The organism is Streptomyces sp. NPDC026417 (assembly GCF_055567695.1).
Window position 1 is genome coordinate 43989 of the sequence record NZ_JBVHPY010000031.1, and the last position, 24450, is coordinate 68438.

Consider the following 24450-nt stretch of genomic DNA (forward strand, 5'->3'; position numbering starts at 1 on the left):
CGCTACCGCCCGCGAAGTCGTCGTACGAGGATGCTCGCGTCCCCGCGGGACTCCAGATCGGCCAGCACCACCGCGACCGCCTCGCGGACGATCCGCCCGCGGTCGACCGCCAGCCCGTGCTCACCCCGGAGCACCAGACGCGCGTGCTCGAGGTCCATGAGCTCCTCGGCCGAGACGTACACCGTGATCTTCTCGTCGTGGCGCTCGCGCCCACTGGGCCGGCGGTTCGCGGCGCGGCCCCGCTTGCGGGACGGCTGTCCGGCGGCAGAACCTTCCTGCGGCGCCTGGCGTCGCCCCGAGCCGGACCGCTCGCCTCCGGCGCCCCGGCTGCGGGACTCCCCGGATTCGCCGTCCGCGTCGGCCGCCACATGCTCGTCGCCCTCGCCGTCGCCGCCCTGCACGGGCACCGACTGCGGCGCGTCCTCCGCGGCGGCCGCCGCGTCGCTCTCGCCGGCCGGGGCGGGCACCCTGGCCTCGCCGTTGGCCCGGCGCGAGGGTGTCGACGCCTGCAGTGCCATTCCCCCGGTGGTACGGAACAGTTCGTCGGCCCCCGGCAGACTCACTCGGCGTGACACCGGGCGAGCACCTCCCTGGCGAGCTGACGATAGGCGGCGGCACCCACGGAGTTGGAGGCGTACGTGGTGATCGGCTCACCGGCGACCGTGGTCTCCGGGAAGCGGACCGTGCGGCCGATGACCGTGTGGTACACGTGATCGTCGAAGGCCTCGACGACGCGGGCGAGCACCTCGCGGCTGTGCACCGTGCGCGAGTCGTACATCGTGGCGAGGATGCCGTCGAGCTCCAGCTCGGGGTTGAGCCGCTCCTGGACCTTCTCGATGGTCTCGGTGAGCAGCGCGACTCCGCGCAGCGCGAAGAACTCGCACTCGAGCGGCACGATCACCTTGTGGGCCGCCGTCAGGGCGTTCACGGTGAGCAGGCCGAGCGAGGGCTGACAGTCGATCACGATGTAGTCGTAGTCGGCCATCAGGGGCTTGAGGGCGCGCTGCAACGTGGACTCGCGCGCGACCTCGGAGACCAGCTGCACCTCGGCGGCGGACAGGTCGATGTTGCTGGGCAGCAGGTCCATGTTCGGGACCGCCGTCTTCAGGAGCACCTCGTCGGCCGCCATGCCCCGCTCCATGAGCAGGTTGTAGACGGTGAGGTCGAGCTCCATCGGGTTGACGCCCAGACCGACCGAGAGGGCGCCCTGCGGGTCGAAGTCGACGAGCAGGACCCGGCGTCCGTACTCCGCGAGCGCGGCACCCAGGTTGATGGTCGACGTGGTCTTGCCGACGCCGCCCTTCTGGTTGCACATCGCGATGATCTTCGCGGGACCGTGGTCGGTCAGCGGCCCCGGGATCGGGAAGTACGGCAGCGGGCGTCCGGTCGGGCCGATGCGCTCACGGCGCTGACGGGCCGCGTCGGGCGCGAGCGTGGCCGCGTACTCGGGATCGGGCTCGTACTCGGCGTCGGGGTCGTAGAAGTGCCCCTCGGGCAGTTCGTCGTAGTCGGCGAAGTGGGTGTGGTTCTCGCCACTTCCGTTGCCGGCCATGGCGTTCACGTGATGGCCATCCATGCTCTGGTGTGCTGGCTGGGTCAGCCCTGTTCTAGGGGGACTCTGGTGGGCTGCGAAGGTGCGGACAGCGACGGAGCCGACAGCCTCGAGCCCCGTGGGGCCCTCGCCCCGCGTCGGCATTCCTGGTTGACCACCCCCGGGAGTAAATGTCGACTCATTCACAAGTCGTCTTACCTCCTTGGTGACCAGGAAACTTCTAGATAGGTCAGCGTGGCACCATGCCGACGGTTGGCGACTCTATGGCGTGTCACCGGTCCGCAGCAACACAATCCGCCGGACCCGACCCGATGTGTCGGCAACCGAACACCCCTCTGTCAAGGGCGTAAGGCCGTCGCACAGCAGGTTTCACCGGTGTACGAATCGGTTAAAGAGTTACGTTCGCGGCGAGTTGAACGAGTGTCGCAAAGTGACCCGACACACACCCGGCCGGACCTTGTCGAGCAAGGTCCGGCCGGGTGCGCGGTGTTGACGACCTGTGTTGACGTATCGCCTTTTCCCAGCGGGGAATCCGCCGCTGATCAGCCGAAAAGTCGACTAGTGGAGCGAGCGACCTGTCAGCCGAGCAGCGTGTCCAGCTCGACGTGCTCCAGACCGTGCGACTCGGCGACCTCGCGGTAAACCACCTTGCCGTCATGGGTGTTGAGACCCTTGGCCAGCGCGGGGTCGCGGCGCAGCGCCTCGACCCAGCCGCGGTTGGCCAGTTCGACGATGTACGGCAGCGTGGCGTTGGTCAGCGCGTAGGTGGATGTGTTGGGCACCGCGCCGGGCATGTTGGCGACGCAGTAGAAGACCGAGTTGTGGACCGGGAAGGTCGGCTCGGCGTGCGTGGTCGGACGCGAGTCCTCGAAGCAGCCGCCCTGGTCGATCGCGATGTCGACAAGAACACTTCCGGGCTTCATCCGGGAGACCAGCTCGTTGGTGACCAGCTTCGGAGCCTTGGCGCCGGGGATGAGCACGGCGCCGATGACGAGGTCGGCCTCGAGGCAGGCCTTCTCCAGCTCGAAGGTGTTGGAGACGACGGTCTGGATCTTCGTCCCGAAGATCTTGTCCGCCTCCTTGAGCTTGTTGATGTCACGGTCGAGCAGGGTCACGTGGAAGCCCATGCCGATGGCGATCTGCGCGGCGTTCCAGCCGGAGACGCCACCGCCGATGACGACGGCCTTGGCGGCCAGCACGCCGGGGACACCGCCGGGCAGCACGCCGCGGCCGCCGTTGGCGCGCATCAGGTGGTAGGCGCCGACCTGCGGCGCGAGACGGCCCGCGACCTCGGACATCGGGGCGAGCAGCGGCAGCGCGCGGCTGGGCAGCTCGACCGTCTCGTACGCGATCGCCGTTGTGCCGGACTCCAGGAGGGCGTCCGTGCACTCCTTGGAGGCCGCGAGGTGCAGGTACGTGAACAGCGTCTGGTCCTTGCGGAGGCGGTGGTACTCCTCGGCGATGGGCTCCTTGACCTTCAGCAGCAGGTCGGCGGTGGCCCAGACCTCGTCGGCGGTGGGCAGGATCTGCGCGCCGGCGGAGACGTATTCGTCGTCCGTGATCGAGGAGCCGACGCCGGCGTTCTGCTCGATGACGACCTGGTGGCCGTGGCGCACCAGCTCGTGCACACCGGCGGGGGTGATGGCCACCCGGAACTCGTTGTTCTTGACCTCGCGGGGGATGCCGACCTTCACGTCGATCACGGTCCTTGGCTCAGAGGGTTCTGGGGCTGCGCACGCCAGGGCGATGCACATCAGGGCAATGCCCGTCATACCCGGCGACATGGGGGCACACCGGGAGACACCACGAAACACCGCGGCGGAGCCAGTCTAATGAAGGGATTCTCTCTGTCTAGCCTTTCAATGCATCAATCTTCGACGGATGTACTGCGGATTTCGCAGGCGTTAGGGCCGTGTTCCATGGCTGACGCGCTGTCCGGCAGCTCATCTCCCAGCATGCGCTCGGCCTGACTGCGGTGCAGCCCGGCGGCCACCGGGTCCCCGAGCCGGTCCAGGGTGTCCGCCAGCCTGAGCTGGAGCGCCGCCTGCAGTCGTACGTCGTCGGCCCGGCGGGCCCACTCGACCGCCTCGTGGCAGGTGTGGAGCGACTCCTCCGGTCGTCCCGCGTACTCCTGGACCCGGGCCAGCTCGCTCAACGCCCTTGCCTGGGCCGCGACATCGCCGTTCCTGCGGTGTCCGGTGGCGGCCGAGCGCCAGTTGCGCAGCGCCTCCCCGTAGCGGCCGGCGTAGGTGTGCACGGTGGCGATCCGGCCGTACAGCCGGGCGGCGTCCACCCGCTCGTCGCGGGCCAGCCGCTGCGCGAGCGCCCTGCCGTACCAGTCGGCGGCCCGCTCGTAGTCCCCCAGCTCCTGGTGGGCGCCGCCTACGGATTCCATCGCGCGGCCGGTCGCGTACGGGTCGTCGGCCTCGCGTCCGGCGTCCAGCGCGGCGCGGTAGCGGACGAGCGCCTGTGCCGTACGGCCGGTCTGCGCGTCGAGATCGGCGAGGTTCAGCAGCGCCGCGGCCTTCTCACGGGGCAGGTTCCGGCGTTCGGCGACGTCCAGCACGAGCCGGTGGATGCCGTACAGCTCGGGCGCCGCCGCCTGCGTACCGACGTGCGCGACCATGGCGCGGACCAGCGCGGCCATCAGACGGCGGGCCAGTGTGTCCAGCTCGCCGTCGGCGACGGCCGCGCGGGCGGAGGCGAGCAGCGCGGGCTGCCGGATGCGCAGCCAGTCGGCGGCCGCCCGCGGATGCGGGAAGCGCAGCGCGCGGGGCATGCCGGCGAGCTTCTCGCGGGCGGGTGAGCTGTCCGTCTCGGTGATCGCACGGCAGGACACCAGCAGCCGCACGGTCCGCTCCAGCATCCGGGCGCGGGCCAGCTGGAGCTCGGCCGGCCGGTCCTGGGTCTCGGTGAGGTCGCGCAGCAGCGGCAGCAGGCAGCCGGGCACCTCGTACTGCGGCAGGGGCGAGTCCACCGGCCGCAGCAGGCCGAGTCCGGCGAAGTCGTCCAGGGTGGTGCGGGCCGCGTGGATGGAGCAGCCGGCCAGCGCGGAGGCGGTGTGCGGGTCGACCAGGCCGGCGGGGGCCAGCGAGAGCAGACGCAGCATCCGGGCGGCGGCGCTGGGCAGCGAGGCGTGGACGAGCCGGAAGACCCGGGTGAGCGGCGGCCCCTCGTCGCCCTCGCTGCGCAGATGCTTCGCCAGGTCGGCGACGGCGGCCTGGGGCCGGGCGGCGAGCCAGCCGCCGGCCAGCGCCAGGGCGGCGGGCTGCCCTGCGCACTCCTCGACGAGATCCTCGGCGGCGCGCGGGTCCACGGTGATGCGGACCGAGCCGGTGTGCCGGGCGAGCAGGTCCAGGGCGGACTTGGTGTCCAGGCCGCCCAGCGTGCACGGGCGGACGTCCGCGATGCCGGTCAGCGGGCCCTGCGAGACGGCGACGACCAGGCAGTCGGGGGTGTCCGGCAGCAGGGAGTCGACCTGTCCGGCGGTGGCCGCGTCGTCCAGCAGGAGCACGGCGCGGCGGTCGGCGAGGGCGCCGCGCAGGGCCTCGGTGAGATCGTCCTCGGCGGCGCCCGGCGGGGTGGCCACCTCCAGAGCGGTCAGGAGGTCCCGTGCCGTGCGCTCGGTGGGCACCGGCGTCCCGTCGGGTTCGGTGAGCCGGGCGCGCAGCACACCGTCGGGGTAACTCTCGGCGACCTGGCCGACCAGTTCCTCGGCGAGGGCCGTACGGCCGAATCCGGGGCGGCCGGCGATGAGCAGCACCCGGGCACGCGGGGCCTTGCGGCCGGAGAGGGTGTCCAGTCCGGCCCGCTCGATGTCGACCCGGAGTTCCTTCAACTCTCGCGACCGGCCCAGGAACTGACTCGCCATGGGGACGGACTCGTCGGCCGGTGGCTGCTCCTGGTCCGACACCTCCGTGCTGCCGGTGTCCACCGCCTGATCCGTCACGGGCCACACTCCCGTCCCACTGCGCGCGCAAGCCCGCCGGGACTCCGGACGGGGCGTTTTCAGAGCCTAGTTCACGCTCTGCGACGATCCGGGTGGAGCACGGCTAAGGGGTCCCCCGATCGGATCAGCCGATCGTCACACCGGACCCCCGAGGGAGGTGCGGTCCGCTCAGGACTCGAACGGGCGGGCGGGCCAGGGCGCCTCCGCCGGGCGCAGCGCGTCGATTCCCTCGCCGTTCCTGGCGGCGATCAGGGACAGGACACCGACGACCAGGCAGTTGTTGTGCAGCTCGCCGGCCAGCACTCCGCGCACGAGTTCGTCGACGGACACGCGCGAGAGCTCCATGTCGGCCTCCTCCTCCTCGACCTCGAAGCGCTCACCCTCGGCTTCGGAGAGGTCGCGGGCGAGGAAGATGCGGACGGCCTCGTCGCAGCCGCCGGGCGTGGTGTACACGTCGGTCAGCACACGCCAGTCCTCGGCCTTGACGTGCGCCTCCTCGTACAGCTCGCGCTGTGCCGCATGCAGCGGGTTCTCACCGGGGATGTCGAGCAGTCCGGCCGGGATCTCCCAGAGCTTGTGGCGCACCGGGTGGCGGTACTGGCGGATGACCAGGACCCGGTCCTGGTCGTCGAGGGCGAGGACGGCCACGGAGCCGGGGTGGACCTGGTAGTCGCGGCGGACGACCGATCCGTCGGGCATGACCACGTCGTCCGTGCGGACGGACGTCTTGTTCCCGACGAAGGGGGTCTCGCTCCCGCGGATCTCCCACTCCTCGGCGGTGTCCTTGATCGTCATGCCCTGTGTCCTCCCACACGTACACAAAAGACGCCGGTCGCGGCCGACGGGAAATCGGCCACGGTGCACCGGCGACGGAAACCGGGGCACGCGCCTCGAAAGACGCGTACCCCGGCAACCGTACAACCCTCGTGTCACTTGCCCGTCTTGCGCTCCACGGCCGCCTTGACCAGGCCCGCGAAGAGCGGGTGGGGGCGGGTCGGGCGCGAGCGCAGCTCGGGGTGCGCCTGGGTCGCCACCAGGTAGGGGTGCACCTCACGCGGGTACTCGACGTACTCGACGAGCTTGCCGTCCGGGGAGGTGCCGGAGAACTGCAGACCGGCCTTCTTCTCCAGCTCGGCGCGGTAGGCGTTGTTCACCTCGTAGCGGTGGCGGTGCCGCTCCTCGACGTACTCCTTGTTGTCGTACACCTCGCGCACGATCGAGCCCTCGGCCAGCTTGGCCGGATACATGCCGAGCCGCATGGTGCCGCCCATGTCACCCTCGCCGGCCACGATGTCCAGCTGCTCGGCCATCGTGGAGATGACCGGGTGACCGGTGGCCGAGTCGAACTCGGTGGAGTTGGCGTCGGGGATGTCGGCCAGGTTGCGCGCGGCCTCGATCACGATGCACTGCAGGCCGAGGCAGAGGCCGAGCAGCGGGATGCGGTTCTCGCGGGCGTACTGGATGGCGCCGACCTTGCCGGACACGCCGCGGTCGCCGAAGCCGCCGGGAATGCAGATCGCGTCCACGTCGCCGAGCTGCTTGGCGGCGCCCGCCGGGGTCTTGCAGTCGTCCGAGGTGACCCACTTGATCTTCACGCGGGCCTTGTTCGCGAAACCGCCGGCGCGCAGCGCCTCGGTGACCGAGAGGTAGGCGTCGGGCAGGTCGATGTACTTGCCCACCAGCGCCAGATTGATCTCGTGCAGCGGGTTGTGGACGCGGTCGAGCAGGTCGTCCCAGGTCGTCCAGTCCACGTCGCGGAACGGCAGGTCCAGCTTGCGGACCACGTAGGCGTCCAGGCCCTCGGTGTGCAGGACCTTCGGGATGTCGTAGATCGACTTGGCGTCGATCGCCGCCACCACGGCCGCCTCGTCGACGTCGCACATCAGCGAGATCTTCCGCTTGATGGCGGTGGGCACCTCACGGTCGGCGCGCAGCACGATCGCGTCCGGCTGGATACCGATGTTGCGCAGCGCCGCGACCGAGTGCTGCGTCGGCTTCGTCTTCAGCTCACCCGAGGGGCCGATGTAGGGCAGGAGCGAGATGTGGACCACGAACACGTTGTCGCGGCCGACCTCGTGCCGGACCTGGCGGACCGTCTCCAGGAAGGGCAGCGACTCGATGTCGCCCACCGTGCCGCCGACCTCGGTGATGACGACGTCGACGTCGTCGGTCGCCATGCGGCGGATACGGTGCTTGATCTCGTTGGTGATGTGCGGGATGACCTGCACGGTGTCGCCCAGGTACTCGCCACGCCGCTCCTTGGCGATGACCGTGGAGTACACCTGTCCTGTAGTGACATTGGCGGAGCCGTCCAAGTCGACGTCGAGGAAGCGCTCGTAGTGTCCGATGTCCAGGTCGGTCTCCGCGCCGTCGTTGGTGACGAACACCTCACCGTGCTGGAAGGGGTTCATCGTGCCCGGGTCGACGTTCAGGTACGGGTCGAGCTTCTGCATGGTGACCCGCAGGCCCCGCGCCTTGAGCAGCGCACCCAGGCTGGAGGCCGTCAGTCCCTTGCCGAGGGAGGAGGCGACACCCCCGGTGACGAAGATGTGCTTGGTCGTCGTGGCAGTGCTGTTTCGGAAAGCAGCGGGCGGCATGGCCAAGAGGGGGCTCCCGTGGTCGCGGTCTGTGGTGCGTACCGGCGGTCCGAGCCGGAAGTACCGGATTTTCGGGGGGCGCCGTCGCTGCGGTTCGGGGGTTTCTCGCCCTCCGGTCCACGGGCTACCAGGGTATCAGCGCCGGAACCGGAGCGCTTCCGGCCACGCTCTGCGCACACATCGACACGGACCCCGCACAGACCCGCTCACGGCGTCCCCACCACTCACCCTCTGCTCACTCGTTCGGCGGAGTCCGGTTGCCGGGAGGGGCACGCGGATCATCGACGTGCGTCGTATCCTGCTCGGACACTCACTGCCGAGACCGGCCGGTAGACGGCACCACCCACGCCCGCATCCCGGAACACGAGAGCTCGTCAGTTCGTTCCGCAACGACATTCGCACAAGCCTTCTGACGTTTCGCAACGACGCTTAACCAAGACCCCTTGACCGCAAGAGCGACCGCCCCCCGGGGGCGACGTGGCCGTTCGACTGGAGATGCACGTGGCCGGGCGCATCGAGGACTACGCACTCATCGGAGACATGCAGACAGCTGCGCTGGTCTGCCGGGACGGCACAGTCGACTGGCTGTGCCTGCCCCGCTTCGACTCGCATGCCATCTTCGCCGGCCTGCTGGGCACCGAGGAGCACGGCTTCTGGCGGCTCGGGCCGGCGCACGCGGCCGACGCCGAGCCGCCCACGGCGGCCCGGCGCAGCTATCGCGGGGACTCGCTGATCCTCGAATCCGAGTGGGACACCCCGCGCGGCACGGTGCGAGTGATCGATTTCATGCCGCCCCGTGACGGGGCTCCGCAACTGATCAGGATCGTCGAGGGCGTCACGGGCCGGGTGCCGATGCGCTCCGCCCTGCGGATGCGCTTCTCGTACGGCCGCGTGGTGCCCTGGGTGCACAAGCACGAGGGCCGGACGGTGGCCGTCGCGGGCCCCGACTCCGTGTGGTTCGACACAGCCTGCGAGACCTACGGCAAGGCGCTCACCACGTACGCCGACTTCACGGTGGCCCCCGGCGAGCGGATCGCGTTCACGATTTCCTGGGAGCCCTCGCACAAGCAGCCGCCCGCGCTCCCGGAGCCGGAGCAGTCCCTGGAGGCGACCGAGGAGTTCTGGCGCGACTGGGTGGACCAATGTACGTACCACGGTCCCTACCGGGAGGCCGTGGTCCGCTCCCTGATCACGCTGAAGGCCCTGACCTACGCCCCGACGGGCGGCATCGTCGCCGCGCCCACCACCTCGCTGCCGGAGGAGATCGGCGGTGTCCGCAACTGGGACTACCGCTACACGTGGCTGCGCGACGCGGCGATCACCCTGTCCTCGCTGCTGCGCACGGGCTACCGCGAGGAGGCACGCGCCTGGCGCGAGTGGCTGCTGCGCGCGGTCGCGGGCGACCCGGAGAACCTGCAGATCATGTACGGCATCGCGGGCGAGCGGGAGCTCGGCGAGGCGGAGCTGGACTGGCTCCCCGGATACGAGCGGTCGGCGCCCGTCCGGGTGGGCAACGGCGCCGCGCACCAGCTCCAGCTGGACGTGTACGGCGAGGTCACCGAGGCCCTGCACCTGGCGCACATGACCGGCCTGTCCCGCAACGACTACGCCTCGCTCCTCCAGCTGAAGCTGATCCGGTACCTGGAGGACCACTGGGACCAGCCGGACGAGGGCATCTGGGAGGTGCGCGGCCCGCGCCGCCACTTCGTGCACTCCAAGGTGATGGCCTGGGTCGCCGTCGACCGGACCATCAAGCTCATCGAGTCGGGCGACGCCGACGGGCCGCTGGAGAAGTGGCGCGAGCTGCGCGACGACATCCACCGGGACGTGTGCGAGAAGGGCTACGACAAGGAGCGCAACACGTTCACGCAGTCGTACGGCTCCCAGGAGCTGGACGCCTCGCTGCTGCTGATTCCGCAGATGGGCTTCCTGCCGCCGGACGACAAGCGGGTGATCGGCACGATCGAGGCGATCCAGCGCGAGCTGTCGACCGAGGACGGCTTCATCCTGCGCTACCCGACGGCCGGTGAGGACGCGGGTGTCGACGGTCTGGAGGGCGACGAGGGCGCGTTCCTGGCCTGCTCGTTCTGGATGGCGGACGACCTCGCGATGATCGGGCGGGTCGACGAGGCCCGCAAGCTCTTCGAGAAGCTGCTCGCCCTGCGCAACGACCTCGGGCTGCTCGCCGAGGAGTGGGACCCGCGGCTCCAGCGCCAGGTCGGCAACTTCCCGCAGGCCTTCAGCCACGTCCCGCTGATCGACACGGCCCTGCGGCTCACCGCGAGCGGCGCGTACGGCGGCTGACCGCCGTAGGCATCGGTCCCGCCCCCTCCGGCACGTTCCGGCAGGGGGCGGGGCCGTCCTGCGGCCCGGGTGGGGCGGCGGAGCCGTGACGTACGACACAGCCCTCGGGGCGCCGGGCACGTGCCCCGTGGCCCCCGGGACCTGCCGTGACGGGTCGGAGATGTCCCCGGCACGTGTGCGCCGGTAGCGTCCGCTGCATGGACAGCCGTTACGACACCGAGGGCGCCGGAATCACCGTGCAGCGGGCGCTGGAGCTGCCCGGACTGCGCAGCGGGCTGCCGGAGATCCTGGCCGGGGGCGACCGGCTGCAGCGCACCGTGCGCTGGGTGCACGCGGGCGAGGTCCCGAACATCGCCTCGCTGCTCAAGGGCGGCGAACTGCTGCTGACCACCGGATACGGCCTCGGCACCCGCCCCGCCGAGCAGCGTGCCTTCGTCCGCACCCTGGCCGAACGCGGCATCGCCGCGCTGGTCGTGGAGCTGGGCCCGCGCTTCGCCCGGCTGCCCGCGGCCCTGGTCGAGACGGCCCGCACCGCGGGCCTCCCCCTGGTCCAGCTCCACCGGGAGGTGCCCTTCGTGACGGTCACGGAGGAGGTGCACACCGAGATCGTCAACGGCCACTACGCGCTGCTCCAGCGGGCCGAGGAGGTGCACCGGCGCTGCACCGAGGCGCTGCTCGGCGGGGGCGGGATCCCGCAGGTCCTCGGCATCCTCGCGGACTTCGCCGGCAACCCGGTCTTCCTGGAGACGGCGGACGGACAGCTCCTGTACGCGGCCGGTGCCGGGCCCGCGGGCGCCGATCCGCTCCAGGTGTGGGAGGGCCTGCGCGGCCAGCACAAGGACGAACCGCCCGCCGGCACGACCATCGTGGACGTGCCCGGCGGCGGGCCCGGCACAGGGTCGGTGCGGGCCCGGCTCGTGGTCACCCCCGTGAGCGCTCCGACGGCACCCGTGCACCGGATGGCGGCCGAGCGGACGGCGGGCATCCTGGCCGTCGTCCTGATGCAGGCGCGCCAGGAGGAGGAGCTCGCGGCACGCGGCCGCGGCGACTTCCTGACCGACCTCGCCGAGGGCCGCATCGAGGCCGAGGACGCACCCGCCCAGGCCCGTGTGCTGGGGTTCAAGCCGGGCAGCAGTCCGCTGCTGCCGGTCGTGATGCGCCTGGCGGACGGTCTCTCGCCCGGGGGCGGCTGGGCGGTTCTCGCCCGCGCGGTCGCCGAGGAGCTGGCTTCGGTGGGGGTGCCCGTCCTGCTGGGGGTACGCCCGGTCGAGGGCCGGGTGCCGCTGCTGCTGGGGCTGCGTTCGGAGTCCGAGCGCGCGGCCGTCGCGGACCGGGTGGCCGCGGCGCTGCGGGCGGGCGTGGAGCGCGCGGGCATGCAACGGCCGGGCGCGCAGCCGCCGGTGGTCGTGGTCGGGGTCGCGGGCGGCTGGGCGGCGGCCTCGGCAGGACTGCGGCACGCGGCGGAGACGGCGACGGCGGCGCAGGGCCTGTCGGACCGCCCCTGGTACGACGCCCGGCGCCTGGACATCGACCTGCTCCTGTGGCGGCTGCGCGACCATCCGGACCTGGCGGCCTTCGTGGACCGTGCCATCGGCCCGCTGCGCGACCACGACGAGCGGTCCAGGCCGCCCCTCCTGCCCACGCTGCAGACCTACCTGGCGCATGCGGGCCGCAAGGCGGAGACGGCCCGTGAACTGCATCTGAACCGGCAGACGCTCTACAACCGCCTGGCCCGGATCGGCGAGTTGCTGGGCACGGACCTGGACGACCCGCAGACGGTACTGGCGTTGAGCCTGGCGCTGCGGGCGCGCAGGCATGTGACGTAGCCGCCGTCCGTCAGGGCAGCGGGCGCGGCTGGGTCAACTCGTCGTAGATGCTCAGGATCTGGGCGACCGTGTCGTCCTCGGTGGGCCAGGTCGCCGCCTGCCGGACCCCTCTGTCCTTGAGGAGTTCCCGGCGCGCGGGGTCCTCCAGGAGGCGCACGACGGCCACGGCCAGCGCGTCCGCGTTCCCGTACGGGACGAGTTCGGCCGCGTCGCCGACCAGTTCGGGGATGCCGCCGACCTCGGTGGCCACGAGCGGCACCCGCGCGTGCAGGGCCTCCTGGGCGAGGACGGAACGCGCTTCCCAACTGCTGGGCAGGAGCGCGAGATCGGCCCCGGCGAGGAGTTCCGTGATGTCGTCGCGCTGTCCGACGAGGCGCACCGGCAGGCCCTCGTCCTCGATGCGGCGCTGCAGTTCGGCCCGCAGCGGGCCCTCCCCCGCGATGACGAGCAGAGGCGCCGGGCTGAGGTGGCGCCACGCGCGCGCGGCGTTCAGCAGGGTGTCGTAACCGCGCTGCCGGTCGAGGGAGCCGACCGCCATCAGCAAGGGGCGGTCCGTGGCGCCGAGTTCGGCCCGCGCCTTGTGCCGCGTCCGGTCCTGGTCGTCGTGGTCGCCGGGTTTGCGCCGTGCCGGAAGTGCCACGGCGGCCAGCCGCGCGTCCCGTGCTCCCCTGCCGCGTGCCCGGTCCACCAGATCGGAGCAGGTGCCGAGGACGACGGTCGCGGCCCGGGCCACACGCCGCTCCAGAAGCCGCAGCAGATGGGCCCGGGCACCCTCCGCCCGAGCACGGGTGTGCCAGGTGACGACGAGCGGGACGCGGCGGCCGCCGAGCGCGAGCGTGGCCCGCAGCGCCGCGTGCAGCCCGTGCGCGTGCACGAGGTCGGCGTCCGCGCAGGCCGCTCGCAGCGCGGCGAGGGAGGTGGGGTCGCTGCTGCGGGGCACGGGGACGTGCTGGGCGCCCACGTCGGTGAACCCGTAGGTGCGTTCGGCCTCCGAGGGGGCGCACACGGTGACCCGCACGCCCCTGGCGACCAGTCCCGACGCCAGCGACCGGACATGCGCGCTGCTGCCCGCGCTGCCGCCACCGAGCACCTGCACGGTGCGCAGGGGCGACTGTCCGTGCGGTGAGTGGCTGCTCACGAGGCTCACGTGGCCGGGGCTCCTGGTTCGGCGTCGGACGGTCACGAAGAAACGTACAGAAGGTCGTGCAGAGGGGGGTGGACCGCACGTCGTGCTTCGCGTACTGGGTCAAGGATGCCAGGACACCCGCCCGTTGCGGCACCACGGGGCGACCGCTGCCGCGCCGCGGTGGGCAACTCTACGGGGGCGGTCACCCACAGGAGTGAGGGACGCGGCCTTTCGGTCCGGGAGTTCGCACGCCGCCGCGGCGGCGCCGTCCGCGCCGCGTACGACCGCACCGCGCGGGGCCGAGGAGTCCCCGTCGCGGTGGGAGCGCGAGGCCGGCGGCCGGGCTTCCTCCCGGCCACCCGCGCCGGGGCACTCAGCGCGACCCGCGCCCCGGCGTGCGCGCCAGCTCGCTCACGCGCTCCCCGAACGCCGCCGCGGCCACCAGTGCGGCCGCGTGGACGAGCAGACCGGTTCGGCCGCTGCCCGCCGCGACGGCAGCGCCCAGGGCGGCACCGAGCGCGTGGGCCCCCGTGTCGCCGATCATCGCGCGTTCGCCGAGGTCGTCGGGGAGGACGGCGGCGGCGGCTCCCACTGCGGCGGCCGACAACTCCGCGGCCGCCCCCGTGCGCAGCAGTCCCGGCGCCCCCAGGACGAGCACCGCGCCGGCCGCCCTTCCGGGGCGTACGTCCACGAGGTTGACGAGATGCGCGGTCCCGGCGATCACCACACCCGCCAGCACCCGGTCCGGCGCGCGCTCCTTGAGCAGCGCTCCCGCAGCGAGTCCGGCGGCCGAGATCCCGAACAACTTGACCGCGCCCGTGGTCACTTCGCCGTGCCGCAGGGCGCCGATGTGCGCCCGGAAGCCGCGCCGGGGGTCACCGGCTCCGGCGACGTCGTCGTAGGCGCCGCAGACACCGGCGGCCAGTACGGCGAGGCCGGTGGCCCGATGGGTCCGGCCGGCGGCGAGCGCCGCCCCGAGGGCCGCGGCGGGGCCCGCGTAGAGCTGCACGGTCCGGCCGGCGTAGTTCTCGCGCTCCCAACGCGCCCGCCCGCCGGGGGCCTTGGCGCGCAGTGCGGCGATTCCCGCCCGCGCGGTGCCCGCGGCCAGCCCGAAGGCCGTGCAGGCAGTCATGCGTGTGACCATGCCCGCCAGCCTACGAAGCGCGGGCGCGAGCGAACCCGGCGGGGCAACGGGCCGGCGCAGGCTCCCTGCCGGGGGGCCTGCACGCTCCTTCCGCGCGCGGACCGGGAATGCGCCCTCCGACGGCAGGAGGCCGAACGCGCCCTCCCGGCCGGCGGAACGTGACAGCGGCCGCGAACCGGCTCCCCGGAACTACCCGTCGGCCCTGGCCGTGGCCAGCAGTTCCTCCGCGTGGGCGCGGGCCGTCTCCGAGTCCTCCTGACCCGCGAGCATGCGGGAGAGCTCCCGGATCCGGTCCTCGCCCTCCAGGACCTTCACGCCGGACCGCGTGACCGAGCCGTCGTTCGTCTTCTCGACCAGCAACTGGCGGTCGGCGAAGGCCGCCACCTGCGGCAGATGCGTGACGACCACGACCTGCGCGGACCTGGCCAGCCGGGCGAGCCGCCGGCCGATCTCGACCGCCGCCTTGCCGCCGACGCCCGCGTCGACCTCGTCGAAGAGGTACGTCGGCACCGGGTCCGTCCCGGCGAACACGACCTCCACCGCGAGCATCACCCGCGACAGTTCACCACCGGAGGCGCCCTTGGCGATGGGCCGCGGCGGGGCGCCCGGGTGCGGGGCCAGCAGCAGCTCGACCTCGTCGGCGCCCGCCGGTCCGTACGCGACCGTGCGCCCGCCGACCTCCACGCCCTCGGGGTCCTCGGTCTGGCGGATCTCGAACGAGACGCGCGCGTGGGGCATGGCGAGCGAGGCCAGCTCGGCGGTCACGGCGGCGGCGAAGCGTTCGGCGGCCTCCGTCCGGGCGTCCGTCAACGCCTGCGCCAGCCCGCCCAGTTCGGCCCGGAGCGCGTCACGTTCGGCGGTCAGCTCGTCGAGCCGCTCGTCGTCCCCGTCGAGTTCGGTGAGCCGCGCGGCGCTCCGCTCGGCCCAGGCGAGAACGGCGTCGATGTCCTCCCCGTACTTGCGGGTCAGCTGGGTGAGGGCGGCCCGTCGCTCCTCGACCGCCGCGAGCCGCAGCGGGTCGGCGTCGAGATCGTCGGCGTACCCGGCCAGCTCACCGGCGACGTCACCCAGCAGGATCCCGATCTCGCCGATCCGGCCGGCCAGCGCGGCCAGCGCGGAGTCGTGGGACCCGACCGCCTCGAGCGCCCGGTGCGCGCCCGCGACGAGGGTCGTGGCGTCGATGCCCTCCGGGTCCTCGGGGTTGCCCGCGAGGGCGGCGTGCGCGGCGGTGGCGGCGGAGGCCAGCGCCTCCGCGTGACCGAGCCGCTCGGCCTCGGCGGCCAGCTCCACGTCCTCGCCCGCGCGCGGTTCGACCCCGGCGACCTCGTCGAGCCCGAACCGCAGCAGGTCGGCCTCCTGCGCACGTTCCCGCGCGCGGGTCGTGATCTCGTCCAGCTCGGCCGTGATCGCGCGCAGCCGGCGGTAGGCACCCGTGTACTTGGCGAGCGGGACGGCGACCGCGTCACCCGCGTACCGGTCGAGCGCCTGGCGCTGCCGGGACAGCTTGAGCAGCCCCTGCTGGTCGGTCTGGCCGTGCACGGCGACCAGCTCGTCGGCCAGCTCCGCGAGCACGCCCACGGGCACCGAGCGCCCGCCGAGGTGCGCCCGGGAGCGCCCTTCGGCCGAAACGGTACGGCTGATGAGCAGCGCACCGTCGTCGAGTTCGGCCCCCGCCTCCTCGGCCCGCACGATCGCCGTCCCGCCCGCGGGCACGGAGATCCGGCCCTCGACGACGGCGTTCTTCGCGCCGATCCGTACGAGGGCGGGGTCCGCACGCCCGCCGAGCAGCAGGCCCAGGCTCGTGACCACCATCGTCTTGCCCGCGCCGGTCTCGCCGGTCACGGCGGTGAAGCCTGGTGACAGCTCGACGACCGCGTCGTCGATGACTCCGAGCGACCGTATCCGCATCTCCTCCAACACGGACACGACCTTACGAGGTCGGGGACCCGATGTGCGACGGGCCCTGCCCTCCTTCCGCGAAGGCGCAGGTGGCGGGGGCCCGGCGAGGGGCCTTGTCACTCGCGGGAGTGGGGTTCGCCGGCCTGCCCGTGCGGGGCGGCCAGACCGTCGCGCCCGTGGCCCCGCGCGGCGGGGCGCATGCCGAGGGTCACCGCGTCACGGCCGCCCAGGGCGTCCGGAGGCGCTGCTCCGGCGCCGGGACGGGCGGGGGCACCCCGCAGCCCTCCCGACCCGCCGGCCGGCCTCCTGGCCCACTCCCGGGGCCCGCAGGGCCGCCCGGGTGGAAGCGGACCGCCCGGACCGGCCGCCCCACTCCGTTGGGAACAGCCGCCCGCCCCTCGGGGCGGACCGGCCGATCCGTCGGAGACGGACCGGCCGCCCCGTACGGCGGTGTCAGTGCGGCGCGCCCCGCCACCCCGATACGGGAAGCGCGAACTTGGCGACGAGCCGGTCGGTGAACGACGCGTGGTGCAGCCGCGCGAGCCGCACCGGGACCGCGCCCCGGCGCACCTCGACCCGTGCTCCGGGCGGCAGCTCGACCGTGCGCCGGCCGTCGCACCACAGGACGCCCGGCGGGATGTGCGGCAGGACCTCCACGGCGAGCACGGAATCCGGCGAGGTCACCAGCGGCTTGGCGAACAGCGCGTGCGCACTGATCGGCACCATCAGCAGCGCCTCGACCTCCGGCCACACCACGGGCCCGCCCGCGGAGAAGGCGTACGCCGTGGAGCCGGTCGGGGTCGCGCAGACGATGCCGTCGCAGCCGAAGCCGGTCACCGGACGCCCGTCGATCTCCAGCACCACTTCGAGGAGCTTCTCCGCCGAGACCTTCTGCACGGCCGCCTCGTTCAGCGCCCAGTCCGTGTGCACGATGTCGCCGTTGCGGTGCACGACGACGTCGACGGTCATGCGCTCCTCGACCTCGTAGGCCTTGGTCACCACCCGGTCCACGACCTTGTCCAGGTCGTCGCGCTCCGCCTCCGCGAGGAAGCCGACGCGGCCGAGGTTGACGCCCAGCATGGGGACGCCGGACGCGCGGGCGAACTCGGCGCCGCGCAGCAGGGTGCCGTCACCGCCCAGCACGATCAGCAGCTCGCACCCGTCGAGGCACTGGGGAGTGGCCTCCTTGACCAGCTCCACCGTGGCGGGCAGCGGGAGGTCGGCCGCCTCCGCCTCCAGGACGCGCACGCCGATCCCGGAGCGCAGCAGCCCCTCGACGACCAGTTCGGCGCTGCGGATGGCCGCGGGCCGCCCGGTGTGGGCCAGCAGGAAAACAGTACGAGCTCGGGTCTGCGTCAACGGGGCCCCTCCGCCACTGCTCGGTCGACGTCGGCCGGGTCCGGTTCGGGCGCCCCGGCACGCAGCCACAGAAAATACTCGACATTTCCGGAGGGCCCGGGCAGCGGGCTGGCCGTGACGCCCTGCACTCCGAGCCCCAGTTCCCAGGCGCGCGCGGCGACCCCGCGCACGGCCTCGGCCCGCAGCTCCGGGCTGCGGACCACACCGCCGCTGCCCAACCGGTCCTTGCCCACCTCGAACTGCGGCTTCACCATCATCACCAGATCGGCATCCGGCGCCGCGCACCGCGCGAGGGCGGGCAGCACCAGTCCGAGCGGGATGAAGGACAGATCCCCCACGACAAGATCCACGGGCTCCCCATCGATCGCCTCCAACGTCAACTCGCGTACGTTCGTACGGTCCTTGACGGTGACGCGTTCATCGCTCTGCAGAGACCAGGCGAGTTGTCCGTAGCCGACGTCGACGGCGACGACGTGCGCGGCGCCCGCGCGCAGCAGCACGTCGGTGAAGCCACCGGTGGAGGCGCCGGCGTCCAGCGCCCGGCGCCCCTGGACCTTCAGCCCCTGCGGTACGAAGGCCTCCAGGGCGCCGGCCAGCTTGTGCCCGCCGCGCGAGACGTAGTCGGGATCGCTGTCGTCCTGGGTGACGACGATCGCGGCCGCGGTCTCCACCTGCGTGGCGGACTTGGTCGCGAGGGTCTTGCCGACGGAGACCCGCCCCGCGGCGATCAGCTGGCCGGCGTGCTCGCGCGAGCGGGCGAGCTTGCGGCGGACCAGCTCGGCATCGAGGCGGCGTCGTGCCACTCCTGCCACGTTCGGTTCAGCTCCTGTGGTCGTACGAAGAAGAGGGAGCCGTCGGGGGCGACGGCGCCGGGGGCCCCTGGCGTGCGTCGAGCGCGGTCAGCGCGTCGCGCAGGCCCCTGTGTACATCCTCGTACACCTCGACGTGGCCGTCCGTGGCGAGGTGGTCCGCATCGGCCAGCCGGTCGAGCCAGGCGTCGACCTCGGCGCTGCCCGTGGGGGTGCGCGGGACGTCCAGTGGCGCCGGGGCGGCGGGGTCGTGGTCGTGCTCGGCCACGGGGTCCTCCCCCGTGCTCTGCGGCGCGTCGGCCTCCTGGCTGCCCCCGGCCCGGGGCACTGTGTCGCTCATGCCCCGACGCTACCGCGAAGCGCTGCGGTACCGTCGATCACGATGGCGACGATTGAGGAGTGCCGTGCGGCACTCGACAAGCTCTCGGACAACCTGGCGGGCGCGGACGGGGACGTACGCGGTGCGGCGGCTCTCGACCGCTCGCTGAGCTGCCGTGTCACCGACCTCGACACCACCTTCGTCGGGCGTCTCCGGGACGGCCGGATCGAGGTGCTGGACACGCTCCCCGGACCGCCCCGCGAGAAGGCCCAGATCCGGCTCGCCATGACCGGTGACGACCTGGTCGCGCTGGTGAACGGCGAGCTGCACTTCGCGAAGGCCTGGGCCTCGGGCCGGGTGAAGCTGGAGGCCGGCCTCCGCGATCTCCTGCGTCTGCGCAGCATGCTCTAGGTGTATTGATCACGAGCCTTGTCGACAGTGCCCGGTCTTGAACATGGCGAAGACCTCCGCCGTGGTGGAGCTGTCCAGGAGCACACCGCGCTCGGAGGCCGGCCACCGATCAGCCGCGTGAACAACCCCGCGGGTCAGTACACCTGGCCCTCGGCGGTCCGGGCCGCCGCTCCGACCGCGTGTGCGGCGGTGGCCGCCCGTGCCCTGCGGGCCGCGGGCACCACCAGCGGCGTCCCCGTCTCCGGGTCGTCGATGACCTGGCAGCGCAGCCCGAAGACCTCCTCGACCAGCTCGGCCGTGACGATGTCGTTCGGCGCACCCTCGGCGATGACCGCGCCCTCGCGCAGGGCGATGAGGTGGGTGGCGTAGCGGGCCGCGTGGTTCAGGTCGTGCAGCACCGCGACCAGGGTCCGGCCCTGCTCCTCGTGCAGTTCGGCACACAGGTCGAGTACGTCGATCTGGTGCTGGATGTCGAGGTACGTGGTCGGCTCGTCGAGCAGCAGCAGCGGGGTCTGCTGGGCGAGCGCCATGGCGATCCAGACGCGCTGGCGCTGACCGCCCGAGAGCTCGTCGACATAGCGGTCGGCCAGCTCGGCGACCCCGGTCGAGGCCATCGCGTCCTGGACGACCCGTTCGTCCTCGGCCGACCACTGGCGCAGCAGCCCCTGGTGCGGGTAGCGGCCGCGGCCCACCAGGTCGCCGACCGTGATGCCGTCGGGCGCGATGGACGACTGCGGCAGCAGGCCGAGCGTCCGGGCCACCTTCTTGGCGGGCATCGAGTGGATGACCTGCCCGTCGAGGAGCACCTGTCCCCGGGACGGCTTCAGCATCCGCGAGAGGGCGCGCAGCAGCGTGGACTTGCCGCAGGCGTTCGGGCCGACGATCACGGTGAAGGAGTTGTCGGGGATCTCCACCGACAGGCTCTCCGCGATGACGCGCTGGTCGTAGCCGAGGGTCACGCGGTCGGCGGACAGGCGGTTCACAGTGCTGGTGCTCCTCTTGGTGGTCGTGTCGGGCCCGCTCCGGGTGCCGGGGTCCGCGGTGGGCTCGCTCGGGCTGCCGGGGTCCTCGGCGGGCGGGGCGCTCCGCGTGCCGGCGCCGGGAGCCGGCGTGCGCCGCGCGCCGGTGACCGGGTCCGGCCCGCTCGGCGTACTCATATCCGGCCCGCCCTGCGCTCGGTGACGAGCAGCCACAGCAGATACAGGCCGCCGAGGACGCCGGTCACCACGCCGACGGGCAGCTGGTCGGCGCCGAAGGCACGCTGAGAGGCCCAGTCGGCGACGATCAGGAGGGTCGCGCCCATGCACATCGAGGGCACCAGGTTCGGCCCCGGTGAGCGGGTCAGCCGCCGGGCGAGCTGGGGCGAGGTGAGCGCCACGAAGCCGACCGGTCCGGCGGCGGCCGTGGCACCGGCGGTGAGCAGTACGGCGGACAGCATCAGCAGCAGCCGCGTCCGCTCGACCTGAACCCCGAGCGCGTACGAGACGTCGTCGCCCATCTCCATCATCCGCAGCCCCCGCGCGTTGCCGAGGACGAACGGCACGAGGACGGCGCACATGGCGAGCAGGGGCCACACCTGCGACCAGTCACGGCCGTTGAGGGACCCGGTCATCCAGACGACCGCACGCGTCGCGTCGACGAGGTCGGCCTTGGTGAGCAGATAGCCGTTCACCGCCGTCACGATCGCGGAGACGCCGATGCCGACCAGGACCAGCCGGTAGCCGTGCACGCCCCGCTTCCAGGCGAGCACGTAGATGGCGAGTCCGGTCACGAGCCCGCCGGCGAGTGCCCCCAGCGTGACCTCGGTCGCGCTGCCGGAGAAGAGCACGATCATGGTCAGCGCGCCGGCCGTCGAGCCCTGTCCCAGGCCCAGCACGTCCGGACTGCCCAACGGATTGCGGGAGATGGACTGGAAGAGGGCTCCGCCGAGTCCGAGGGAGGCGCCCACCAGGACGCCGACGAGGACCCGGGGCAGCCGGAGCTCGTTGACGATGAACTCCTGTCCCGCGTCGCCGTCTCCGGCCAGCGTCCTGAGGACGTCGGCCGCCGGGATCGGGAAGTCCCCGGTGCCGATGAGGACGACACTCGCGGCCAGCAGGGTCAGAAGCAGCAGCACGACGACCGTGCAGGCCCGGACGTCGAGCCGTACCGAGAGGCCGCCCCTCGCGCGGACGGCGGGTGTACGTGTCGCCTTCACAGCTGCGCCGTCCTCCGCCGTCGTACGAGAAAGATGAAGACCGGGCCGCCGAGGACCGCGGTGACGATGCCGACCTGGAGCTCCGCCGGGCGTGCCACCAGCCGGCCGACGACGTCGGCGCCCAGCAGCAGCACGGGAGACAGCACGGTGGCGTACGGCAGGATCCAGCGCAGGTCGGGTCCGGTGAAGGAGCGCACGACGTGCGGGACCATCAGCCCGACGAAGACGATCGGCCCGCAGGCCGCGGTGGCGGCGCCGCAGAGCACGGTGGCCGCGGCCATGGACAGGGCCCGGGTGCGGTTCAGGTTCGCGCCGAGCGCGCGGGCGGTGTCGTCGCCCATGGCCATGGCGTTCAGCGGCCTGGCCAGGGCGAGGGCGAGGACCATCCCGACCGCCAGGAAGGGCAGCACCTGCTTGATCATCGAGTCGCTGGCCGAGGAGAGCGAACCGACCGTCCAGAAACGCATCTTGCCGAGCGCCGCGTTGTCCGTGATCATCACGGCCTGCAGATAGCCGTAGAGCGCGGCGCTGATCGCCGTGCCCGCGAGCGCCAGCCGGACCGGCGTCGCTCCCCGGCTGCCGCCGAGGAACCAGACCAGGGCTCCGACCGAGGCGGCACCGAAGAAGGCGAACCACACATAGCCGTTCAGCGAGGTGACGCCGAAGAACGTGATGGCGGTGACGACCGCCGCGGACGCGCCGGCGTTGATGCCGAGCAGCCCCGGGTCGGCCAGCGGATTGCGGGTGAGCGCCTGCAGCACGGCCCCGGACAGCCCGAGCGCGGCGCCGACGAGCAGTCCGAGGACGGTGCGCGAGATCCGCTCGCCGACCACGACGTCGCCGTAGGTGCCCGAGTCGTGGAACAGGCCGTGCCAGACCTGGTCCATGGGCAGCGCTTTCGCGCCCAGCGCGACGCTCGCCAGGGCGACGAGCATCAACAGGGCCACGGACGCGAGGAGTCCGAGGGACCGTATCGCCCGGCGGTTCGGGGGCGCGGGGGCGGCTTCCGCGCGCTGTTCGGGAGGACTGTCGACCAACACGCAGTTAGGTTAGCCTACCCTCGCATGCTGGGACGATGTCGTCCCGGCACCGGATTCCGCCCCCTCGCCCCTCCGCGTCCACGTGGTCGCGGGACGCGCTCAGAGCCCCAGCCGCGCCAGCGCCTTCCGGCCGTCCAGCGCGCACGCCCCGTCCCCGGCCGCGGTCCACGCCGCCGCGCACAGCGCCCGCAGCCCGTCCATGGCCTCTCCCTCGCCGTCCAGTTCGAGCCGCTCGCTCCCCGCCGTGGCCGTCCAGCCGCCGCAGCGGAAACCGGCGTCCGCCTCGACGACCTCCGGCTGCCCGGTGAGCAGGCCCCGCAGATCCGCGTCGACGTAGGTCGGCCGGTGCTGCGGCGGGGCGGCGAGGAGCTGGGCGCCGTCCGTCACACCGGTCAGCACCAGCAGCGAGTCCACCTCGCCGTGGAAGGCGCCCTCGATGTCCGTGTCCAGGCGGTCGCCGACCACGAGTGGCCGCTCGGCGCCGGTCCGCAGGATCGTCTCGCGGTGCATCGGCGGCAGCGGCTTGCCCGCCACCTGGGGCTCGGCACCGGTGGCGATGCGTACGACCTCCACCGCCGCGCCGTTGCCCGGAGCGATCCCGCGCGCGCTCGGAATCGTCAGATCGGTGTTGGACGCGAACCAGGGCACCCCGCGCGCGATGGCGTAGCACGCCTCCGCGAAGCGCCCCCAGGCCAACTCGGGCCCGCCGTACCCCTGCACGACCGCCACCGGCTCGTCGTCCGCGGACTCCACCGGCTCCAGCCCGCGCTCGCGCAGCGCGACCTGCAGGCCCTCACCGCCGATGACCAGCACCCGGGCGCCGGCGGGCACCTGCTCGCTGATCAGCCGGGCCACCGCCTGCGCCGAGGTGACGACGTCCGACGCCTCGGCCGGCACCCCCAGCTCGGTGAGGTGAGCGGCCACGGCGTCCGGCGTGCGCAGCGCGTTGTTCGTGACGTACGCGAGATGCATCCCGCCCTCGCGGGCCGTACCGAGCGACTCCACGGCGCGTGCGATCGCGCTCCCGCCCGCGTACACCACCCCGTCGAGGTCGAGCAGCGCCGTGTCGTACGCCTCGCTCAGGGCCTGCTCCGCGGCGTCGGGCCGCGTCCTGACGGTATGGCTCATTACGCATCGCTCCTCTGTGGATCCCTTTCCCCCGATCATCGCGCATGCCACGGACACACTTACGATGCCTCAATGAACTATGCAGGTCCCACGGGGGAGACACCGGCGTCCAAGGGGCTCGAACTGGCCCCGTTCCAGGGCCTGCGGTACGACCCCGAGCGAGTCGGCAGCCTGGCCGCCGTGACCTCCCCGCCGTACGACGTGGTCGTCCGGCCCGACGGCCTGCTCCACCTCGAATCGGCCGACCCGCACAACATCGTCCGGCTGATCCTCCCCCAGGACACCACCCCCGCCGTCCGCAACCAGCAGGCGGCGGACACCCTGCGGCAGTGGCTGTCCGAAGGAGTCCTGACCACGGACGCCGAACCGGCCCTGTACGTCTACGAGCAGCGCGACGGCGGTCTGCTGCAGCGCGGCGTCATCGGCGCCCTGCGTCTGTCGGAGCCCTCGGACGGCGTGGTGCTCCCCCACGAGGACGTCATGCCGCACGTCGTCGCCGACCGCGCGGCCCTGATGCGGGCCACCTCGGCCAACCTCGAACCCCTGCTGCTGACCTACCGCGGCGACGGCTCGGTGACGGGCACGGCCGCCGTCGTCGAACGCACCGCTCAGCGCGAACCGCTGCTCGCGACGACCACGGAGGACGGCTTCCGGCACCGGCTGTGGGCCGTGACCGACCCCGCCGACCTGGGTCCGGGCCGCAGGGGACCGAGGCCCCACAAAACAACCCTCTCGGAAGGCAACCACCCCCGGGCGAACCCCCCCCTGCTTCGTTTCGCACACCCCCCCC

General features: G+C 72.7%; 20 protein-coding genes. 4 read left to right on the top strand and 16 right to left on the bottom strand.

Translation table 11 applies throughout. The annotated features are described in order from the left end of the window. Window positions 1-2: 2 nt before the first annotated feature. The 6 genes from ACZ4NT_RS34290 to ACZ4NT_RS34315 form a co-directional block, all read right to left on the bottom strand. Window positions 3-575 (bottom strand): hypothetical protein, encoded by a 573-nt coding sequence (locus ACZ4NT_RS34290; protein ID WP_121403917.1) that lies wholly within the window; start codon window positions 573-575, stop codon window positions 3-5. Then, entirely contained in the window at window positions 560-1696 is a 1137-nt protein-coding gene (locus ACZ4NT_RS34295; protein WP_121403915.1) for a ParA family protein, read from the bottom strand. Before ACZ4NT_RS34295 ends, ACZ4NT_RS34290 begins: the two co-directional genes overlap by 16 nt. Before the next feature lie 434 nt (window positions 1697-2130). Then, entirely contained in the window at window positions 2131-3255 is a 1125-nt protein-coding gene (gene ald / locus ACZ4NT_RS34300) for an alanine dehydrogenase (RefSeq protein ID WP_183116889.1), read from the bottom strand. A 164-nt stretch (window positions 3256-3419) separates the two neighbouring features. Further along, window positions 3420-5501 carry a tetratricopeptide repeat protein gene (locus tag ACZ4NT_RS34305; protein ID WP_467729020.1) on the bottom strand — a complete coding sequence of 694 codons (2082 nt, stop codon included), beginning with the start codon at window positions 5499-5501 and terminating at the stop codon, window positions 3420-3422. A gap of 168 nt (window positions 5502-5669) precedes the next feature. After that, window positions 5670-6296: an NUDIX hydrolase gene (locus ACZ4NT_RS34310; RefSeq protein WP_121403906.1), complete on the bottom strand. Its 627-nt coding sequence runs from the start codon at window positions 6294-6296 to the stop codon at window positions 5670-5672. A 134-nt stretch (window positions 6297-6430) separates the two neighbouring features. Beyond that, window positions 6431-8098 (bottom strand): CTP synthase, encoded by a 1668-nt coding sequence (locus ACZ4NT_RS34315; protein WP_121403904.1) that lies wholly within the window; start codon window positions 8096-8098, stop codon window positions 6431-6433. A 495-nt stretch (window positions 8099-8593) separates the two neighbouring features. Between ACZ4NT_RS34315 and ACZ4NT_RS34320 the strand changes: the two genes are divergently transcribed. Further along, window positions 8594-10402, top strand: a complete 1809-nt coding sequence (locus ACZ4NT_RS34320) for a glycoside hydrolase family 15 protein (protein ID WP_121403902.1) — start codon at window positions 8594-8596, stop codon at window positions 10400-10402. Window positions 10403-10599: 197 nt separating this feature from the next. Further along, entirely contained in the window at window positions 10600-12228 is a 1629-nt protein-coding gene (locus tag ACZ4NT_RS34325; RefSeq protein WP_467729023.1) for a PucR family transcriptional regulator, read from the top strand. 10 nt (window positions 12229-12238) lie between these two features. Here the strand turns inward: ACZ4NT_RS34325 and ACZ4NT_RS34330 are convergent, their stop codons facing one another. The 6 genes from ACZ4NT_RS34330 to ACZ4NT_RS34355 all read right to left on the bottom strand — a co-directional run bounded on the left by ACZ4NT_RS34330 (window position 12239) and on the right by ACZ4NT_RS34355 (window position 18905). Next, on the bottom strand, window positions 12239-13375 hold the full coding sequence (locus ACZ4NT_RS34330; protein ID WP_121403898.1) for a glycosyltransferase family 4 protein: 1137 nt from the start codon (window positions 13373-13375) through the stop codon (window positions 12239-12241). A gap of 352 nt (window positions 13376-13727) precedes the next feature. After that, the gene (locus ACZ4NT_RS34335) at window positions 13728-14486 is read right to left on the bottom strand and encodes a hypothetical protein (protein WP_467729025.1); all 759 of its coding nucleotides are present in this window, start codon (window positions 14484-14486) and stop codon (window positions 13728-13730) included. 201 nt (window positions 14487-14687) lie between these two features. After that, entirely contained in the window at window positions 14688-16406 is a 1719-nt protein-coding gene (recN, locus tag ACZ4NT_RS34340; protein ID WP_121403895.1) for a DNA repair protein RecN, read from the bottom strand. A gap of 444 nt (window positions 16407-16850) precedes the next feature. Beyond that, window positions 16851-17756 (bottom strand): NAD kinase, encoded by a 906-nt coding sequence (locus ACZ4NT_RS34345; RefSeq protein WP_121403893.1) that lies wholly within the window; start codon window positions 17754-17756, stop codon window positions 16851-16853. Then, the gene (locus ACZ4NT_RS34350; RefSeq protein WP_467729028.1) at window positions 17753-18568 is read right to left on the bottom strand and encodes a TlyA family RNA methyltransferase; all 816 of its coding nucleotides are present in this window, start codon (window positions 18566-18568) and stop codon (window positions 17753-17755) included. Before ACZ4NT_RS34350 ends, ACZ4NT_RS34345 begins: the two co-directional genes overlap by 4 nt. Before the next feature lie 7 nt (window positions 18569-18575). Continuing rightward, window positions 18576-18905, bottom strand: a complete 330-nt coding sequence (locus tag ACZ4NT_RS34355; protein WP_467729030.1) for a hypothetical protein — start codon at window positions 18903-18905, stop codon at window positions 18576-18578. A gap of 42 nt (window positions 18906-18947) precedes the next feature. On the opposite strand from ACZ4NT_RS34355, the gene ACZ4NT_RS34360 reads away from it, so the two are divergent. Then, window positions 18948-19295 carry an SCP2 sterol-binding domain-containing protein gene (locus ACZ4NT_RS34360; protein WP_121403889.1) on the top strand — a complete coding sequence of 116 codons (348 nt, stop codon included), beginning with the start codon at window positions 18948-18950 and terminating at the stop codon, window positions 19293-19295. A 134-nt stretch (window positions 19296-19429) separates the two neighbouring features. On the opposite strand, the gene ACZ4NT_RS34365 is transcribed toward ACZ4NT_RS34360, so the two are convergent. The 4 genes from ACZ4NT_RS34365 to ACZ4NT_RS34380 all read right to left on the bottom strand — a co-directional run bounded on the left by ACZ4NT_RS34365 (window position 19430) and on the right by ACZ4NT_RS34380 (window position 23660). Then, complete coding sequence (locus ACZ4NT_RS34365) at window positions 19430-20278, bottom strand: ABC transporter ATP-binding protein (RefSeq protein WP_121404799.1); 849 nt, start codon at window positions 20276-20278, stop codon at window positions 19430-19432. A gap of 170 nt (window positions 20279-20448) precedes the next feature. Beyond that, on the bottom strand, window positions 20449-21492 hold the full coding sequence (locus tag ACZ4NT_RS34370; protein ID WP_467729033.1) for a FecCD family ABC transporter permease: 1044 nt from the start codon (window positions 21490-21492) through the stop codon (window positions 20449-20451). Next, window positions 21489-22532, bottom strand: a complete 1044-nt coding sequence (locus ACZ4NT_RS34375; protein WP_121403885.1) for an iron chelate uptake ABC transporter family permease subunit — start codon at window positions 22530-22532, stop codon at window positions 21489-21491. The genes ACZ4NT_RS34370 and ACZ4NT_RS34375 overlap by 4 nt, the downstream gene beginning before the upstream one ends. 99 nt (window positions 22533-22631) lie before the next feature. Further along, a complete protein-coding gene (locus ACZ4NT_RS34380; protein ID WP_467729035.1) occupies window positions 22632-23660 on the bottom strand; it encodes an HAD hydrolase-like protein in 1029 nt (342 codons plus the stop codon). A 72-nt stretch (window positions 23661-23732) separates the two neighbouring features. Here ACZ4NT_RS34380 and ACZ4NT_RS34385 point away from each other — a divergent pair. Beyond that, a partial coding sequence (locus tag ACZ4NT_RS34385) for a DUF1015 domain-containing protein (RefSeq protein WP_467729037.1) occupies window positions 23733-24450 on the top strand: 718 nt, incomplete at its 3' end.

Excerpts from the sequence above, each read along its gene's own strand:
- ACZ4NT_RS34325 (WP_467729023.1), top strand. The coding sequence starts at position 10,600 with ATGGACAGCCGTTACGACACCGAGGGCGCCGGAATCACCGTGCAGCGG.
- ACZ4NT_RS34335 (WP_467729025.1), bottom strand. The coding sequence starts at position 14,486 with ATGACTGCCTGCACGGCCTTCGGGCTGGCCGCGGGCACCGCGCGGGCG.
- ACZ4NT_RS34355 (WP_467729030.1), bottom strand. The coding sequence starts at position 18,905 with ATGAGCGACACAGTGCCCCGGGCCGGGGGCAGCCAGGAGGCCGACGCG.
- ACZ4NT_RS34320 (WP_121403902.1), top strand. The coding sequence starts at position 8,594 with ATGCACGTGGCCGGGCGCATCGAGGACTACGCACTCATCGGAGACATG.
- ACZ4NT_RS34360 (WP_121403889.1), top strand. The coding sequence starts at position 18,948 with ATGGCGACGATTGAGGAGTGCCGTGCGGCACTCGACAAGCTCTCGGAC.
- ACZ4NT_RS34315 (WP_121403904.1), bottom strand. The coding sequence starts at position 8,098 with ATGCCGCCCGCTGCTTTCCGAAACAGCACTGCCACGACGACCAAGCAC.
- recN (WP_121403895.1), bottom strand. The coding sequence starts at position 16,406 with ATGCGGATACGGTCGCTCGGAGTCATCGACGACGCGGTCGTCGAGCTG.
- ACZ4NT_RS34295 (WP_121403915.1), bottom strand. The coding sequence starts at position 1,696 with ATGCCGACGCGGGGCGAGGGCCCCACGGGGCTCGAGGCTGTCGGCTCC.
- ACZ4NT_RS34380 (WP_467729035.1), bottom strand. The coding sequence starts at position 23,660 with ATGAGCCATACCGTCAGGACGCGGCCCGACGCCGCGGAGCAGGCCCTG.
- ACZ4NT_RS34310 (WP_121403906.1), bottom strand. The coding sequence starts at position 6,296 with ATGACGATCAAGGACACCGCCGAGGAGTGGGAGATCCGCGGGAGCGAG.